General features: G+C 66.7%; 18 protein-coding genes. 16 read left to right on the top strand and 2 right to left on the bottom strand.

What is annotated here, in order from left to right:
• Position 1 precedes the first annotated feature (1 nt).
• The 15 genes from gmd (at position 2) to TPAU_RS13000 (ending at position 14520) form a co-directional block, all read left to right on the top strand.
• On the top strand, positions 2–1030 hold the full coding sequence (gene gmd / locus TPAU_RS13075; protein WP_013127234.1) for a GDP-mannose 4,6-dehydratase: 1029 nt from the start codon (positions 2–4) through the stop codon (positions 1028–1030).
• Positions 1027–2001: a GDP-L-fucose synthase family protein gene (locus TPAU_RS13070; protein WP_013127233.1), complete on the top strand. Its 975-nt coding sequence runs from the start codon at positions 1027–1029 to the stop codon at positions 1999–2001. Before gmd ends, TPAU_RS13070 begins: the two co-directional genes overlap by 4 nt.
• A complete protein-coding gene (locus TPAU_RS13065) occupies positions 1998–3224 on the top strand; it encodes a glycosyltransferase family 4 protein (RefSeq protein ID WP_013127232.1) in 1227 nt (408 codons plus the stop codon). The genes TPAU_RS13070 and TPAU_RS13065 overlap by 4 nt, the downstream gene beginning before the upstream one ends.
• The gene (locus TPAU_RS13060; protein ID WP_013127231.1) at positions 3217–4425 is read left to right on the top strand and encodes a hypothetical protein; all 1209 of its coding nucleotides are present in this window, start codon (positions 3217–3219) and stop codon (positions 4423–4425) included. The genes TPAU_RS13065 and TPAU_RS13060 overlap by 8 nt, the downstream gene beginning before the upstream one ends.
• Positions 4422–5558, top strand: coding sequence for a glycosyltransferase (locus TPAU_RS13055; RefSeq protein WP_013127230.1), 1137 nt, complete (start codon positions 4422–4424; stop codon positions 5556–5558). The genes TPAU_RS13060 and TPAU_RS13055 overlap by 4 nt, the downstream gene beginning before the upstream one ends.
• Positions 5555–6157, top strand: coding sequence for a YveK family protein (locus TPAU_RS13050; protein WP_013127229.1), 603 nt, complete (start codon positions 5555–5557; stop codon positions 6155–6157). Before TPAU_RS13055 ends, TPAU_RS13050 begins: the two co-directional genes overlap by 4 nt.
• A gap of 164 nt (positions 6158–6321) precedes the next feature.
• A protein-coding gene (locus tag TPAU_RS13040) for an IS3 family transposase (RefSeq protein WP_086012687.1) occupies positions 6322–7556 on the top strand; the annotation gives its coding sequence in 2 pieces (ribosomal slippage) (positions 6322–6631 and positions 6631–7556; 1236 coding nt in all).
• 114 nt (positions 7557–7670) lie between these two features.
• Entirely contained in the window at positions 7671–8207 is a 537-nt protein-coding gene (locus TPAU_RS13035) for an acyltransferase (protein ID WP_013127227.1), read from the top strand.
• 3 nt (positions 8208–8210) lie between these two features.
• Entirely contained in the window at positions 8211–9578 is a 1368-nt protein-coding gene (locus tag TPAU_RS13030) for an O-antigen ligase family protein (RefSeq protein WP_013127226.1), read from the top strand.
• On the top strand, positions 9536–10150 hold the full coding sequence (locus TPAU_RS13025; protein WP_013127225.1) for a Wzz/FepE/Etk N-terminal domain-containing protein: 615 nt from the start codon (positions 9536–9538) through the stop codon (positions 10148–10150). The genes TPAU_RS13030 and TPAU_RS13025 overlap by 43 nt, the downstream gene beginning before the upstream one ends.
• A complete protein-coding gene (locus tag TPAU_RS13020) occupies positions 10147–10704 on the top strand; it encodes an LbetaH domain-containing protein (protein ID WP_013127224.1) in 558 nt (185 codons plus the stop codon). The genes TPAU_RS13025 and TPAU_RS13020 overlap by 4 nt, the downstream gene beginning before the upstream one ends.
• On the top strand, positions 10697–11515 hold the full coding sequence (locus tag TPAU_RS13015; protein ID WP_013127223.1) for a glycosyltransferase: 819 nt from the start codon (positions 10697–10699) through the stop codon (positions 11513–11515). The genes TPAU_RS13020 and TPAU_RS13015 overlap by 8 nt, the downstream gene beginning before the upstream one ends.
• A 1-nt stretch (position 11516) precedes the next feature.
• Positions 11517–12818 (top strand): lipopolysaccharide biosynthesis protein, encoded by a 1302-nt coding sequence (locus TPAU_RS13010; protein WP_041944426.1) that lies wholly within the window; start codon positions 11517–11519, stop codon positions 12816–12818.
• Positions 12781–13464 carry an SGNH/GDSL hydrolase family protein gene (locus TPAU_RS13005; protein WP_013127221.1) on the top strand — a complete coding sequence of 228 codons (684 nt, stop codon included), beginning with the start codon at positions 12781–12783 and terminating at the stop codon, positions 13462–13464. The genes TPAU_RS13010 and TPAU_RS13005 overlap by 38 nt, the downstream gene beginning before the upstream one ends.
• Before the next feature lie 33 nt (positions 13465–13497).
• The gene (locus TPAU_RS13000) at positions 13498–14520 is read left to right on the top strand and encodes a glycosyl hydrolase (protein ID WP_013127220.1); all 1023 of its coding nucleotides are present in this window, start codon (positions 13498–13500) and stop codon (positions 14518–14520) included.
• A 6-nt stretch (positions 14521–14526) separates the two neighbouring features.
• Here the strand turns inward: TPAU_RS13000 and TPAU_RS12995 are convergent, their stop codons facing one another.
• A complete protein-coding gene (locus TPAU_RS12995; RefSeq protein WP_013127219.1) occupies positions 14527–15744 on the bottom strand; it encodes a lipase family protein in 1218 nt (405 codons plus the stop codon).
• 34 nt (positions 15745–15778) lie between these two features.
• Positions 15779–16444 carry a TetR/AcrR family transcriptional regulator gene (locus tag TPAU_RS12990; protein ID WP_013127218.1) on the bottom strand — a complete coding sequence of 222 codons (666 nt, stop codon included), beginning with the start codon at positions 16442–16444 and terminating at the stop codon, positions 15779–15781.
• Between the two features lie 110 nt (positions 16445–16554).
• Between TPAU_RS12990 and TPAU_RS12985 the strand changes: the two genes are divergently transcribed.
• Positions 16555–17010, top strand: a complete 456-nt coding sequence (locus TPAU_RS12985; protein WP_013127217.1) for a nitroreductase/quinone reductase family protein — start codon at positions 16555–16557, stop codon at positions 17008–17010.
• The last annotated feature ends 16 nt before the right edge of the window (positions 17011–17026 follow it).

The raw sequence follows: 17026 nt of genomic DNA, 5'->3' as shown, positions 1-17026 counted from the left end.
GATGACGAAAACAGCACTCATCACCGGGATCACCGGTCAGGACGGGTCATACCTCGCCGAGCTCCTACTGGCGAAGGGCTATGAGGTGCACGGAATCATCCGTCGAGCGTCCACCTTCAACACTTCTCGTATCGACCACCTCTATCAGGACTCGCACGAGGACGACGCGAGGCTGTTCCTGCATTACGGTGATCTCAGTGACGGCGCCCGCCTCGTGACTCTCCTCTCCGAGGTACAACCCGACGAGGTCTACAACCTCGCCGCCCAGTCCCACGTCCGCGTCAGTTTCGACGAGCCCGAGCACACCGGTGACACCACCGGAATCGGGTCGACCCGATTGCTCGAAGCGGTCCGTATGTCCAAGGTGGCGTGCAGGTTCTACCAGGCTTCCACGTCGGAGATGTTCGGGGCGACGCCACCTCCTCAGAACGAGGACACCGTGTTCTATCCCCGTTCTCCCTATGGCGCGGCGAAGGTGTACTCCTACTGGATCACCCGGAACTACCGCGAGGCATACGACATGTTCGCGGTCAACGGGATTCTTTTCAATCACGAGTCACCGCGGCGTGGTGAGACTTTCGTGACACGGAAGATCACACGCGCCGTCGCCCGGATCAAGGCGGGGGTTCAGGAGCACTTGTACATGGGCAACTTGGACGCGGTCCGCGATTGGGGGTACGCGCCGGAATACGTCGAAGGGATGTGGCGCATGTTGCAGGTCGACGAGCCGAACGACTTCGTCCTGGCGACGGGGGTCGAGTGCACGGTTCGAGAGTTCTTGGAGACGGCGTTCTCGCACGCGGGGCTCGATTGGGAGCGACACGTGCGCTTCGATGAGCGCTATCTCCGGCCCACTGAGGTGGACGCCCTGATCGGGGATGCGTCGCGCGCCGCCGACTTGCTGGGGTGGAAGGCGCAGGTGCACGCGCAGCAGCTCGCTCGCATCATGGTCGATGCCGATATCGCTGCCCAGGAATGCGCCGGCCGCCCCTGGATCGATCGTCCCGAACTCTCCGGAGCCGGCGCATGATCGGCGAGAGCCGGCTCCTTCCCGCAGATCGGGATTCGCTGATCTACGTTGCCGGACATCGAGGTTTGGTGGGCTCGTCGATCTGGCGGGCGCTGCGTCGTGCCGGTTACCACAACGTCATCGGGCATCCGCGATCCGAGCTGGATTTGCGCGACAGGGATGCCACGGCAAGCTTCTTCCTGGAGGCCCGTCCGGATGTAGTCGTCCTCGCCGCGGCGCGAGTCGGCGGGATCGCGGCGAACAACGCCGAGCCCGTCGAGTTCCTCTCCGACAACCTCCTGATTCAGACCAACGTCATGGATTCCGCACTGGCGGTGAAAGTTCCGAGGCTCCTATTCCTCGGATCGTCCTGCATCTACCCGCGCCTGGCCGAGCAACCTATCCGTGAGGACTCGCTTCTCACCGGAGAACTGGAACCCACCAACGATGCCTACGCCATCGCCAAGATCGCCGGCATCATCGGAGTGCAGGCGGTACGCCGCGAGTACGGGCTGCCGTGGATCTCGGCGATGCCTACGAACTTGTACGGACCCGGTGACAATTTCGATCCCATCGCCAGTCACCTGCTTCCGGCACTGATCCGGCGCTACCGCACGGCGGTCGACGAGGGAGCCGGAACGGTCGTCAACTGGGGGAGCGGGACACCGAGGCGGGAACTGCTGCATGTGGACGATATGGCTGCGGCATGCCTGTACCTCCTTGAGCACTACGACGGGCCCGTGCAGGTGAACGTGGGAACCGGCGTCGACCACACGATCGCGGAGATCGCGGCGATGGTCGCACGCGCTACCGGGTTCGAGGGCATCACCCGATGGGACTCTTCGAAACCCGACGGCACCCCGCGCAAGCTCCTCGATGTCGGTCTCCTCAGGCGCTTGGGCTGGTCGAGCGAGATCTCGCTGCAAAGTGGTATCGACGAGACCACCGCGTGGTACGTCGCCAACCGCGATGGAGAGCGGATCCGGCGATGAGGATCACCATCGCCGCCCTGAACTTCGCCCCGGAAGTCACGGGCATCGCTCCCTATACGACCGCGATCGCCGAGGGGCTCAGTGTCCGTGGACACGACGTCGAGGTGCTGGCCGGACTGCCTCATTATCCGGGGTGGCAGGAACTCCCGGGATATCGCGGCCGTGCCGTCGAATCACGGTCGGATTCCCTGCGGGTCCGTCGAGTCAACCACTACGTGCCGAACGGTCACAGCCTTCGCGGTCGTCTCCGGATGGAGATGAGCTTCGGTCGCAGTGCGGCAGCGCGATCGTGGTCCTCTCCCGATGTCCTCCTGATGATGAGTCCACCTCTCTTCGCCGCGGGAGCGCTGATCGCCGCCGCACGGCTGCGTGCGGTTCCCACCGTGGTCGCGGTGCAGGATTTGTACGGTAAGGGCGCGAACGAGACCGCAGCACTCGCTTCTGCGGCCGGTGCCCTCACGTGGATCGAGAGCCGAGTTCTCCGGGCGGCGTCGCGGGTGGTCGTGATCCACGACCGGTTCGCCGACTCAGTCGGGGCGATGGGGGTGCCGGCGAATCGGATCGAGACGATTCGCAATTGGACTCACGTCCCCGACATCGGCGATGTGAACGTTGCCGAGGTCCGGGCGGAGCTCGGCTGGAAGCAGCACGAAGTGGTGGCCCTGCACGCCGGGAACATGGGAATGAAGCAGGGGCTGGAGAACGTCGTCGAGGCGGCCGCCCTGGCCGAACGAGGTGGGCTCCCACTCCGCTTCAGTCTCGTCGGAGGAGGCAACCAGCGGGCACATCTCATCGCGGCGGCAACAGGCTTGCGGTCGATCGAGTTCCGCGAGACGCTTCCGTCTCGGGAGTTCCTGCGAGCTCTTCGCGCCGCGGACGTGCTTCTCGTCAACGAGCGCTCAGGGGTCGCGGATATGGCGGTTCCGAGCAAGCTGACCTCGTACTTCGCGAGCGGCCGTCCGATCGTCGCCGCGACCGACAGGGGCAGTGTGACCCAGGCCGAAGTCCGTGCTGCCGGCGCGGGCGTCACGGTTCCCGCGGACGACCCCCGTGCTCTCGTCGATGCCTGCCTGCAATTGGCGGCCGACCCCGGGCGTGGGAGAGCATTCGGCGCCGCGGCGAGGGCATTCGCAACGGGGCATCTCAATGAGTCGCGGGCGATCGACGACTACGAGCGGGTCTGCTGGTCGGCCCTCACCCATCGCAGGGGTGCGGATGTCTGAATCTCGCCTGCGGGTAGGGGAACTCGATCGGCTCTTCGCCGGTCGAGCCATCGTGTGCGTCGTCGGGCCAGTGGAGGGCCCGGCAACGGAGATTCTTCCGCGCTTGCGGTGGATGGTCCGCTCCGAGCCCGCGAACCGGATCGGAGTGATACCGGACGCGCATTCGGTGCGCTGGCGCCGCACCGAGCCCGACGAGAGCTGGCTGATCACCGACCGCGACTTCGCCGTCGACGACATCGAAGGTGCGATCCGCCGGCTGCACGCGCGACCGTCGTCCCCTCCGGTCCAGGTAGGTCTGGAGCGCGGACACCTGCTCCTGCGCGTCGATCACGGAGTCGGTGATATGGGCCTGATCTTCGCGATCGTAGCGACGCTCTCGCAGCCGGGCTCGCCCTCACGAATCATGTTCGACTCAACGCCGACGGGTTTCGGTCTTCGCCGTCCGATCGCCCGGGTGCTGCGCCGCGAGCTGGTCAACGATCCGGTGGAAACCACGCGCGCCGGCTTCGACCTCATCGGCTCGCGATTGCGCCGCTCGGGCCAGGACCAGTCCGATACGTCGCAGGTGGCGGATGTCATCGGCGATCCGACTTCGGTGTTCGTCCGGTCCGATTGCGGATACATCGACGTTCTCGTGGCGGAGCGGGCCGGCATGGACGCAAACCCCAGTGTCAGTGCGCTTCTCGCCTATGCGGTGAGCACCGAACTGGTGGCGCTCGACTCGGGCCTGACCGAGATCGACGTGGTGGTGAGTCTGCGCGGCAGAACCGGCGACCGGCGCGAGGCCGCGGGCAACCTCACGGCGGTCACCTCGGTCCCGCTCGGGCCGACGTCGCAGTTCGTGGGGCAGTTCGATCGCGCGGTACGGTCGCCCCGCGTGCCCGTGCAGCTCGCGCTGTCTCTGGCGTTGTCCTCGGTGACCCGTGGCCGATCGCGGGCACGCCGGTCCGGACCGTCGGTATCCATTTCGAATCTGACCCGCGCCGCGTCCGCGGCTCGCATCGCGTGGTCGGGCCCGCCCCCCGTGCGTACGTGCGCGGTCGGCGCGCCGCTGAACGGCCCGGGATGTCTTGCTGTCGTCCTCACTCAGGTCGGCTCGGAGGTTCAGGCGACGGTCCATCTCGACCGCACCCGACATCAGCCCGAGGACGTCCGCAGGGCCGTCGGCCGCGCGCTGGCAGCGGAGTGGTGGAACCGATGAGAGTGCTTCATATCGCAACGCTGTTCAGCACGGACGGTGCCTACGGTGGGCCGACACGAGTGGCGCTCAACCAGTGTCGGGCACTGCGTGAACGTGGGCACGTGGTCACGATCGCGGGGGCGAGCGCGGGGTACGAGGACACACCCACAGAACTCGATGGGATCCCGGCGTTGCTCTTCCCGGCTCGCCGTGTCGTCCCGAGGTCCGGGTTCGCCGGACTCGCTGCTCCGGGCCTGCTCGCGCGGTTGCGAACGGTCCGTGCCGACTTCGACGTGGTACACGTGCACCTTGCTCGTGATCTGGTGACTCTGCCGGCGATCAGGATGGTGCAGGCGCTCGGTGTCCCGACAGTGGCTCAGACACACGGAATGATCGGTGCGAGTGGCTCCTCATTGGCCGCTCCGCTCGATCGTCTGTTGACCGGACCCGCCCTACGGCGTGCGAAGGCGGTACTGCACCTCACGGAGACCGAGCGATGGGGACTGGCAGCGACGATTCCGGGCGAGCTGGCCACCGTCGAACTTCCCAACGGTGTGCCCGCTGCGGGTTCTCCGCCCCCGCACAGTCCCGGTGCGGTGGAAGTGTTGTTCCTCGCGCGGCTGCACGAGCGCAAGCGTCCTGAGTTGTTCGTGGACGTGGCACGCGATCTCCTCGCCGACGGCGTCCACGCCACCTTCACGGTCGCGGGACCCGACGGTGGCCGCCGCGCAGCCGTCGAGCAGGCCGCGGCGGGAACTCCGGTACGGGTGGAAGGGGCGATTGATCCCGCCGCGGTATCGGCGCGCCTCGGCCTCGCCGGCATCTACGTGCTGCCGTCGATCGACGAGCCCTATCCGATGTCGGTGCTGGAGGCGATGGCGGTCGGCCGACCGGTCGTGGTGACCGAGAGTTGCGGTCTCGCCGATGTCATTCGCGAAACCGGTTGCGGCGTCGTCGTCGACGAATCGAAGTCGCGGTTGAAAGACGCGATCGGAGAGCTGATCGCCGACCCCGTGCGGACGCGGGATATGGGGCGCAGGGCGGCGATCGTGGCCCGGGAACGATTCTCGATGGACGCGATCGGGGAGCGCCTCGAGTCGTTGTACGCGCCGATGGTGTCCCCGCCAATGGCCGCGGACGAGGTGCGGCCGTGACCCCGCGAGCGCCGGTGCGTGCGATCTCCGTGACTCTTCTCGCGGGGGCCCTGATCGGGGCGCTGATCGGGTTCGGTGTGGATCGGGTCACGACGAAGAACTTCGAGGCGACTGCGTTCGTGGTGACCTCGGCCGACGATGTCGCCACCGATCCGAGCTCGTTGCACCAAGCGACCTACGGCGTGTGGCGCATCCCCGAGTACGAAGCAATCGTCCGGTCGGCGAGCTTCCTCGCTCGAGTGGTGTCCGAGCGCAAGCTCGGGCTCGCACCGGGAGAACTGTCGCAACGGATCCGAACGGGTACCGCTGCGAAGCGGACCGCTGTGCTCACCATCAGCGCCACGGACGGGTCCGCAGTGATCGCGGCGGCGCTAGCGAACGCTGTGGCGCAGACGCTGACCGAAGTGATCGGGGAACGCGAGCGGGGGGTCGATGTTCGCGCCACAGTTGCGGCGGGTGCCGTGCCTCCGGTGCGTCCCGACGCACCGACCGCGGTATTGGTCGTCCTGCAGTACGCCGTAGCGGGCGTCGTCGTCGCATGGATCGCAGTACTTCCGTTCGTCCGAAGGAGGACACATCGTGGCACTCACACTCCGTAGCCCGCAGGACCGCTCAGGACTGCTCGCCCTCGTGGTCTGGTTGCTCCCCGGATCCCGACTCAAGACGCGACTGCTCAACGCACTCGGCAACGACATCGGGCCTTACCCCCTGTTCTTGGACACGTGTAATCCAGCACATGGCTGGGGGAAGTGAGAATCCAAGGATGGCCAGGAAGAGTTACACCGATGAGTTCCGGTGCCGGGCGGTGGACTTGTATGAGTCGACGCCGGGTGCGACGTTGCAGGGGATCGCGGCGGATTTGGGTGTGTCCCGGGGATCGTTGAAGGGGTGGGTCGACAAGCTCGGCTCCGGGACGAGGACCGCGTCGGCTGCGGCGGGGGTGTCAGTGGGGCGGCGGGAGTCGCAGGCGGCGAGGATCACGAGGCTGGAGGCCGAGAATGGGGTGTTGCGGGTCGAGCAGGCAAAGCTTGCTGAGGAACGCGACATTCTCCGTCAGGCGGCGAAGTATTTCGCCGGGGAGACGAGTTGGTGAACCGCTTCCAGTTCGTTGAGGACCACAAGGACGCCTACGGCGTGAAGCGGTTGTGCCAGGTGATTGGGATCGCGCGGTCGTCGTTCTACGCGTGGCTCGCTGCAGCGCAGGGGCGGGCCGCGCGGACGGCGGCTGACTCGGTGCTGGCGGGCCGGATCCGGGTGCTGCAAGACCCGAAACAGGGCGGGGATCGTGCTTACGGAGCGCCTCGGATCACCGCTGACCTCAACGCCGGCGCAGCCGAGAGTGAGCGGGTCAACCACAAGCGCGTGGCGCGCGTGATGCGTGAGCACGGCCTGGCCGGAATCCGGCTCCGCAAGCGTGTGAAGACAACCGTCCCGGATCAGTCCGGTCGACGCTTCCCAGATCTGATCGGCAGGAACTTCAGCACCGGCGGTCCTGGTCGCCGCTACGTCGGCGACATCACCTACCTGCCCATCGCCGACGGCAGCAACCTCTACCTCGCGTCGGTCATCGACCTGGGCTCACGCAAGCTGGCAGGCTGGTCGATGGCCACTCACATGCGCACCGAGCTCGTCGAAAACGCACTACGGGCCGCGCAGCGCGAACGCGGCACCCTGGCTGGGGCGATCTTTCACTCCGACCACGGGTCGGTCTACACCTCGAAGGCCTACACCGCCCTCTGCGAGCACTTCGGCGTGACCCAGTCGATGGGAGCGATCGGCTCGTCCGCGGACAACGCCCTCGCTGAGAGCTTCAACGCGACCCTCAAACGCGAACTCCTCCAAGGCCGACCAGCGTTCGGCGACCAGGCCACGGCCTACCGGGCCGTGTTCCGGTGGGCCAACCGCTACAACACCCGCCGCCGGCACTCCGCGATCGGCAACATCACACCAAACACCTACGAAACCGCCTACCGCGCTACGCTCACGCAAGCGGCATAACCGAAATGACATCGTGTCCAAGATCCAGGGGCAAGGCCCATCGGTGCAGGTGTCGTCGTTGGCCCCAATCTGGTGATCGGCTGCGGCCCGATCCGCATCGGGACGGGAGCGAGAGTGGGTTCGCTCAACGTCTTTCGGAACCTGTCGGAGGTGCAGATCGGCGAGGGATGCTTCTTCGGCAACCTCAACTCGATCACGGCGCACCCCGACTTCCAGCGCGCCACACCGTGGGCCGGGAGGCTCGTCATGGCTGCGGAATCGGGTATCACGAGCAGGCACTACCTGGATTGCTCCGGTGAAATCACCGTATGCCGGATGGCAGCGATCGGCGGGGTGCAATCGATCATGCAATCGCACGAGATCGATCTGCGTCGCAATGAGCCGAGTATCGGGCGGATTTCGATCGGAGAGCACTCGCTCACCGCGACGCGGGTACTGATCCTCAAGGATGCACACCTGCCCCCGCGGTCGGTTCTCGCCGCCGGCGCAGTGTTGACGCGCGGCGATACCGGTGAGAAGGAGGGCGTGTACGCGGGCAACCCCGCGCGATTCGTCAAAGTACTCGGCGCCGCCAAGTGGATGAGCCGCTCCGAGCTCGATACTCCCGTGCGGCCGTCCGGTGTGGCCGGCGCTCACGAGGCGGTCGACTGACTCGTGATCCTCGTCCTCGCAGCATTCACCGCAGGCGTCCTGGTCGTGGCGCTGATTCCGCGGTCGACGCTTCGGCTTCCGATCGGCGAACAGCGGCGCGCGGCCGTCCTCACCGTCCTGCTCACCGCTTGGCCGGCATCATGGACGTTCCTGTTCGGCCCGGCGATCTTCGGTGATCTGGTGCCCTCGTTCTATCCCGTGATCTGGTACGGGCCGGCGATGACCGCGAGTTTCGTGATTCTGGTCCGGAACATCAACACTCCCGGCGCGAGGCCCGACCGGGTGGCGTTCCTCGTCGCGAGTGTCAGCGTGCTCGCGTTGCTGTCGGTGGTACTCGCCCCCAAGAATTCGAGTGACATCATCCGCTGGGCGATGGCCGCGCTCCTCATCTCGGGCACTCTCGTCGCGGCTGGGCGGGTGCCCGCCAGGGCGATCGCGGTGGGTTGCCGAATCGCACTGGCATTGATTGCACTGGCCGTCGTCGTTGCGGTGCTCGCTACTCCGGCAGTGGTCAGTCCCTGCCGGGCCGACAAATGCGGAATCGCCGGGCAGGTGCTGACCTCGCCCTTCGCCGGTAACGGGAACATCCTCGGCCTGTACGCCGCCATGCTGTTGCCGTTCGCTCTGCACCGTGCGGGGCTCGTCCGCGCCGGGCTGACGGTGGTCGGGGTGATCGGGATCTGCGAGCTCGCCGGTTCGCGATCGGCGCTCATCGGGGTTGCGCTGGTCACCGTCGTCTATGGCGCGATCAGGGTGTGCTCGACGGCGCGCGCGAGGTCCGTTGTTCTGGCGGCCGGTGTCGCGACAGCGCTCGTCGGGTCACTGGTCCCCGCGGTGATGGTGTACGGGGACGAGGCGTTCACGTTCCGAGGCACGTTGTGGAATCAGGCGAAGTCGTTCATCGCGGAACAGCCGGTCTTCGGGGCGGGGCCGACCGCGTGGGAGAAGTTCGGTCTCACGTCGGTCGAGGACGCGAACTACTCGCCGCACAACATCTGGCTGGACATGACGGTCTCGATCGGCGTGTGGGGAGTATCGGTCATCGTTCTCGCTCTGGTGCTTCTGCTGCGGCGCAGTGAATCCGAAGACCGGATCGCCATCGGCATGTACCTGTGTGGGCTCCTGGCGATCGGTGCGCTGGAGTCGCTGTTCGTCCCGTACTTCATCGGGATCGCGCCGTTCGTCGCGATCCTCCCGTTGCTCGTCGGGGGAATGCGTGACGAACTCCCCGAGTCGGTGCCGTCCACGGGTGATCCACCGGAGCCGAGCAAGCAATCCCACCCCACGCCCCCGGACGGCGGTTCCGCCGTCACGACATCGGAAGTGACATGGACACGATCATCACCCTCGTACGTCGTCGCCTCGCAGTGATCGCGCTGTGCGCGGTGATCGGTGCGACCGCCGCCCTCGCCACGGCCTTGACCGGACCTCAGTCCTTCCGTGCCACCGCGCGACTGTTCGTCGCAACATCTGCCCAGGACGTGGCCACGGCCAGTCAAGGCGACCAGGCGGCGAAATCCCGTGTTCGAACCTACGCCGCGCTCGCTACCAGTGAAGATGTGTTGCGGCAGGCGGCTGGACGAGTCACGAGCACCACATCGGCGGCGGACGTCAAGTCGGCGATCGTGGTCTCGAGCCCACCAGACACGGTCCTGCTCGACATCGCAGCGACCGCCGACGACGCCGGTCTCGCCGCGGCGAAGGCACAAGCGGTCGCCGACCAGATGGTGGCAACCGCCGCTCTGGTGGAGAAACCGATTCGGTCCGGCCCGCCCTCGATCGGCCTGGTCATTCTGCAGCCGGCCGCGAGCGGGGTCACGACCGTCCCGCGCTTCGATCCGGTGACGATCGGGATGTACACCGCGGGTGGGCTCTTGGTCGGCCTGTTGATCGCACTGCTCACACCCGAGCGCATCCGGCTGTCAGGGAGGTTCCGGAAATGAGCGCGCATTCCTCCGCACCCGCGGTCGAGGTCCCGGTATTCCGGAACCTCGCAGCGTTCGACGGCAGCAGTATCGATCGCGGCAAGTCGGTGCTGGTGCGCCTGATCTGGCTGACCGTGTCGGGCACCGTTGTGATGCGGTGGTGGTTCCCGAACCGGGCGCGGATCACCGTACTTCGGGCGTTCGGGGCACGTATCGGTACCGGTTGCATCGTGCGTCACCGGGTTCGGATCGAGCTGCCCTGGTTCCTGGACGTCGGCGACCACAGTTGGATCGGTGAAGGAGTGTGGATCATCGACAAGGCGCCGGTGCGCATCGGGTCCCACGTCTGTGTATCCCAGGCAGCGGTGTTGTGCGCCGCGAGTCACGATCGCCATCGCCCGGACTTCCCGGAGGACAACCGCCCCATCGTGATCGGCGACGGCGCGTGGGTCGCGTTGGGGGCGACCGTCCTCTCCGGAGTCACGGTCGGGCGCAACGCAGTGGTACGCGCTGGAACCGTGCTGGCCCGCGATCTCGCGTCGGTTCACGTGGACGGAGGCACCGATGTCTGAAACAACGAGTCCGGTCACACTGTCGGTGCTCATGCCCGCCTACAACCCCGGCGGATATCTCGACGAGGCGATTCGCAGCGCTGTCACGCAACTGGGCCCCGATGACGAACTGGTGATCCAGGACGCGGAGTCCAGTGACGGCGCTGCGGCGGTCTTCGCCGCGTGGATGACCGCGGATAGACGAGTCCGGGTGGTCCAGGAGAAGGACGGCGGTCAGAGCGATGCTCTCAATCGTTGCCTCGCCCGGGCACGAGGGCAGTGGTGCGTCTGGCTCAATGCGGACGACATCCTCGCTCCCGGCGCGCTCGATGCGGTGCGCGACGGTGCCGGTCCCGGGATGGATCTCGTCGTCGGCGCCAACTACATACTGCGCGCCGACGGTGGTGTCGTCGATGTCTATGCCGGCCATCGACTCACGGTGGATCGATTGGTGTCGAAGGGGTGCGCGGCCTTCTCGGGATCGATCGCCATGCGAACGGACTTCCTCAAGGATGTGGGTGGCTTCGACGCGCGCCTGAACACGATGATGGACCTCGACCTTCAGCTCCGCATGGCGCGTGCGGACCCGGCACAGGTGGTCACCGATCATGTGATCGGCGCGCTCAGATTCCACGAGGTCTCCAAGTCGGCGAACCTGTGGCGCGAATTCGTTGCGGAGAGCCACGAGGTCCGGATGGCACAGGCGGATTCACCGCGGCTCAAGATTGCGGCCCTGGTGTGCACAGGCTTGCACGTGGCCTCCGTGCCGATCTTCCGCCTTCGTCTCACTCCTGCGTACCGCACCCTGCGCAACGCCGTGATACGACGCTGACGTGGGGCGGCACTCGGCACCCCCGGAGTCGAACGTACTGCGTTCGGCGGTGAGCCGGGTGGCGGCGCGGGCGGTCAGCTCCCTCGCGCTCGGTCTGTTCCTGGTCGTATTGGCGCGGGGCACCGAAGTACGCGCGCTCGGAACCTTCATGACGGCGTATGCGGTGGGGTTGATCATCGGATCGGCAGTCGGGCTCGGTGCTCCGGTACGGATCCTCCGCGCGCCGGCGGAGCGCCCGGGGCTTCCCGGCGCCCTGTACCGGGTGCACACCGTGGTGGTGTGTGCGGTGTTCGGCGTCGCGGTGCTCGGTTGCTCGGCATGGTCGGTCGTGGCTGCGTGTGGACTCGTGTTCGCCTGGGGAGACACGGTTCTGAACTACGCACAGGCGCACCTGGTCGCCACCGGGCGACATCGAGCGGGCAACCTATTGATTCTCGCGCATCGTCTGGCTCCGCTCGTGACCGCGACCGGACTGTTGGTCACCTCGGGGTCCGTCGCCTTTCCAGCACTCGCCGTAGCGCTCGCGATCCCGGTGGTGCTCGGGGTGGTGGTCCCGCATAGCGCGAGCGAACGGTCGGCCGCACTCGATTGGCGTTCGGTGTTCGAGCCGGGCTGGTTCGGATACCTGGGATACACCGGCGCGGCCATGGTGGGGCAGTTGCAGATTCCCGTCCTCGGAGCGGCAGGCGGCGCATCGATGGCCGCGGCGTACTCGGTGGCGGCTCGCGTGAGTGGTCCGCTCACATTGATCACCGTCTCGCTCAGTCAGGTGCTGGTGCCCGAGCTCGCGCGGAGGCAGCACGACCCGGCGAGATTCCGCACCGTGTACCGCATCGTCGTTCTCGGCGGCGCAGGCTACGCGGTGATCGTCGCTCTCGTGAGCTGGCCGGTCGCCAGGGCGGTCACCGCGCTGGCCGGACCGCAGTACACCGATGCCACCGTGCTGGTTGCGGCGTGCGTAGTGGCGGCGGGACTCAGTGCCAACAGCCAAGGCCTCTCGGTCAAGCTGCTCGCACTGGGACGCCCGCAGCGGGCGACCGCTGCGATCCTCGTCGGGAACGTGACCGGGCTCGTCGTCTTGTTCGGTACCGGTCTATCTCAGAATCTGCGGTCGGTGGCATGGGCACCGATCGTCACCGAAGCCGTGGTTCTGGCACTGATGGTGCTAGCTGTCACCTGGCGATTTCCACCCCGGCACGGGGTGCATGAAGGAGACGAGAGCAATCATGTGGAGTATCGCGAAGGTAGTCCGAGTCACCGTGGCGATGATCGTGGTCACCGCGTCCAGCGGCTGCGGAACTGAATACCTCGACCTGCCGGCCTCGAGTATCTCGCTGCGCGCTACGGCGCCCGCGTGGTCGGGCACGCGGGTGGCCGTCGTGGGTGACAGCTTCACCGCCGGAACACAGTACGGCGGAAGGGGTGAGGCGAACTGGGTGGCCCGTACCCGGGCGGCAGTGCAGGTGGCGAGCCTGTCGATCGATGTGGCGGTGTCCGCGTACGGCGGTCAGGGATACCTGGCCAAGGGGGAGGGCGGGCACACGTTCGGCGACAGCGCTCGCGCCGTCGTCGATTCGGAGACCGCCGGCGTGGTGGTGTTCGGCGGTTCGAACGACATCAACGTCAAGGGCGATCTGCCCCGTGCCGTGCAGGCGCTATGCGATGAGGTGCGGAAGACGGCACGGGGAATCAAGATCCTGATCGTGACCCCGGCCTGGCCCAGTTCGGCGGCCGGGGTGGTCGCCGTCGCCGACAATGCCGCTGTACTCAAGAACGCCGCACGCCCCTGTTTGGCGGAAGTCATGGATCCGGTGGCCGACAAGTGGTTTCCTGATCTGGACAGTCGGCGCGCAGAGTTCATAGGATCCGATGGCATCCACCCCACTGACGCGGCGCACGCCGTCTTCGCGGACCGAATCGCTCCGTGGATCATGCAGTTCAAAAGATAGCGCGCCCCGCGCGGGCACGAGGTAGGGAGAGTTATGAACTCGCTGATCGCCCGCCTGATCATCGCGATCGTCCTCGTGCTGTCGACCGGTCCCGCGGTGCCGGCACCGGCGCGCGCATCCGTGTGGGTCCCCGTCGGTGTGTCGTCGGTGTGCACCCTGCAGCCGGGCTGCGATCCCTACGACGAGGCCAACAAGACGGCCGCGGTCGGCGGTCGATTCCTGCGGATCCCGGTCCCGTGGAACCTGATACAGGCACATTCGGCGTCGGTCTTCGACTGGAGTCGCGTGGACGCCGCGGTCGCGGGGGCTCGAAACGCTGGATTGATGGTTCTGTTGGTCCTCTACGGGCCGGCTCCGGTATGGGCGCAAGCGGCAGGCGCTGATCCCGCCGGGACCGGCAATCCGCCCGCGGATCCGCAAACCTTCGGGGCATTCGCTTTTGCGGTCGCACAACGGTACTCGTCCACAGTGAGTGCCTTCCAAGTGTGGAACGAGCCCAATATCCCGCACTATCTCCAACCGCCGACCGCGGCAACCTACCTGCCTCTTCTCAAGGCCGCCTACCAGGGGATCCGGGCAGCTGGCGCGCAGCAGCCGGTGATCTCCGGGGGGACGTCGAGCTCACAGGTCGGCACCGGTGACGTCGCTTTCCTGCGAGATCTGTACACGCTCGGGGGAAGGGCCTATTTCGACGCGGTAGGCGTGCACCCCTACACTTTTCCGAAGTCGATCACGTCCACCGGATCGGAGATCCTGATCGCCGGCCGCCAGGTGATGGAGGCGAACGGCGATGGCGCGAAGAAGATGTGGATCACCGAGTACGGGCAACCGACCGGGACGAGTTCGGTCGCGGTGTCCGAACAGATGCAGGCCAGCTTCATCGTCGATGCGATTGAGCGGACTCAACAACTCAGCTGGGTGGCGGTCTTCGTGGTGTTCAACACCCGCGACCTGAGTGTCGATCAGTCCGTGGTCGATTCGAACTTCGGCCTCTTTCGTTTCGACGGCAGCCCGAAACAGGCGGCGTTCTCCGTGCGGACTCTCCTGATGGGGTGATGGGTATCAGGAACGTGCAGGCGCGGGAGCCGTGCATGCGGCGGGGGCCGGCTTGCGTGCGATGCGATCGCCAAGCCAGGAGGTGACGTCGGTGAGGTCGGAGACCGCGTAGTGGCCGCCAGGGCGGACGCGGTGCTCGACGGGGACTCCGGCACGGCACATCGTCGCGACGGCGGACTGCGTCCATCTCGGTGGAATCAATTCGTCGTCGGCCCCGTTGATCACCAGCGTCGTGATCGCGGGATTCGGGCGCTGGGGGAGTTCTGTGCGCCGGAGGTAGTCGAAGAACCGCGCAGTGCCGTCGTTGTTGGAGGCTGTGCCGTCGGAGCGTGCGTCCGCCGCGCCGATCGGCGGATCCGAGGGGTCGATCCACGGTTTCGGTGCGGCGCCGGAACACCCCTGTGTCAGTGCGTCGGCATTTTTCAGCAATGTCCCGTGCAGGACATCGCTGGTGCGCAACCCGGGGTCGGAGGCCTGAGCCCCGAAAACCAGCTGCGGAAGTATCGAGTACTGAGCCCCATTCAATTGGCCGCGCACGATCAGCTCCGGAAACTGCAGCGACAGTGCAGGAACCACCATCGCATTGGCACGCAGGCCCAGCTCAGGAGCAGCCGTGGGGGCGAGCTCGGCGGCGGCCTCGGTAGCGCGGCCACCTTGTGACACACCGAGCAGGAATATGTCATTGGACAGCGTGGCGTCGGTGGCACGGGCGGCACGGACCGCACCGAGAACGTCGTATCCGTGGCTCATCGAGTCCAGATAGGGGTGGCGGCCGGCAGAACCGAGACCGAGGTAATTCGGCATCACCACAGCTGCGCGCAGTTCTCGCACCACGTTCACGACGATCGGGAGATTCTGGAACATCGAGGGATCGAGCGTCGGCGCGCACTGCGGTTCGACGCCGGTAGTGCCGTGGCCGAACGCCACCACGGGCCACCCGCCCGGTGGTGGCGTCCCCGCCGGTACGTAGACGCCGCCGGTGGCGGCGGAGGGAGTGCCCGTGGGGCCGATCGTCGTGTAGGCGATGTCGCGTGCGCTGGATGTGATGCCGGCAAGCTCCTTGGCGATCGCAGTGGCCGGGGACGCGGAGATGAGGGTCCCGAGTGATTTCTGGTCTGCGCGAAGGGTGATGCTGGGGAAGGAAGGCGCGGTCGGTGCGGTGCCGCACCCGGCCGCCGATGCGGTGACGGTGGCGGCGATGAGTCCGCACAGGGCGCGTTTCACAGCTCCAGCGTAACGATGCGGGGGCGGCTGGGCGTCAGAGTCCCAACTGGTTCGCGATTCGATCAAGTGCGTAGCCGAAGAACTCGTCTGCGGGGTCAAGGGTGTTCGCGAACTGGCCGAAGATTTCGAAACTGACGATTCCGAAGAGCTGGGTCCACGCGAGCACGCCGAGCGCGAGCTGATTCCGGTCTGCCTCGGGGGCAACGGCTTCGGCGATCTCGTCCAGCTGTGACCGCAGCTCGTCGGTGACCTCCGGGGGCTCGCCGTGTCCGTCGGCCGCGATGCGGGCGAATGTGCCCGAGGTGCGGATCGCGGCGGCGATGGTCGCACGCGGCGCGGCATAGCCGGGCACGGGAGAGCCGAAGATCAGGGCGTACTCGTGCGGATGGTCGCGGGCCCAGTTCCGGACGGCGTGGCCGCAGGCACGCCAGCGTTCACGCGGTGTGCTCGCCGCCGCGTCCGCCTGCTCCACGGCGTCACCGAGCGCGGTGTAGGCGTCGGTGATGAGTGCGGTGAGCAAAGCGTCGCGGCTGGGGAAGTATCGGTACACCGCGGACGATGCCAGCCCAAGGTCGCGTGCGACGGCTCGCAGTGACAGTGCGGCGGCCCCGACGTCGCGGAGTTGCTCGCGGGCGCGTGCGGTGATTTCCGCGGTGATTTCGGCGCGGGCGCGTTCGCGTGCAGTTCGGGAGGCGTTCATGATTCGAGTATTGCATCGATCTGAAACAAGAGCACTGCTCTTGACAATCATCCCGCGGAAGCGGAGCATTAATTCGAAACGAGAGCAGCGCTCACCATTTGGAGGATCTCATGTCCGCACCCACGACCGATCACATCCGTCCCGGCCGCATCGCCACCGCCTTCAACAACACCGTCGCGTGGCTCGCCCGGCGCGGCGTGTCCGTGTACGGCAGTAGGGAGCTCGCGGTCCGCGGGCGAAGCTCGGGGCAGTGGCGCACCGTTCCGGTCAACGTCCTCACCGTCGACGGTGCCGACCACCTCGTCGCCGCACGCGGCGTCACCCAGTGGGTCAGGAATATGCGTGCCGCAGGCGAGGGCGAACTTCGCCTCGGTCGCACCGTCGAGCCGTTCACCGCGGTTGAGCTCACCGATCCCGCCGCGAAGATTCCTGTGCTGCGTTCCTACCTGCGTCGGTGGGCGTGGGAAGTGGGAGCCTTCTTCCCCGGCCTCTCCGCCGGCAGCTCCGACGACGAGCTCGCCGCGGCCGCGGTCCGCTACCCGGTGTTCGCGATCCACCGCTCGTGACCGGCCTCGCGTCGCC

The organism is Tsukamurella paurometabola DSM 20162, from assembly GCF_000092225.1.
Taxonomy (GTDB): Bacteria; Actinomycetota; Actinomycetes; order Mycobacteriales; family Mycobacteriaceae; genus Tsukamurella; species Tsukamurella paurometabola.
Note: the sequence above shows the minus strand (reverse complement) of the source record. Positions and strands in the feature narration are given on the sequence as shown.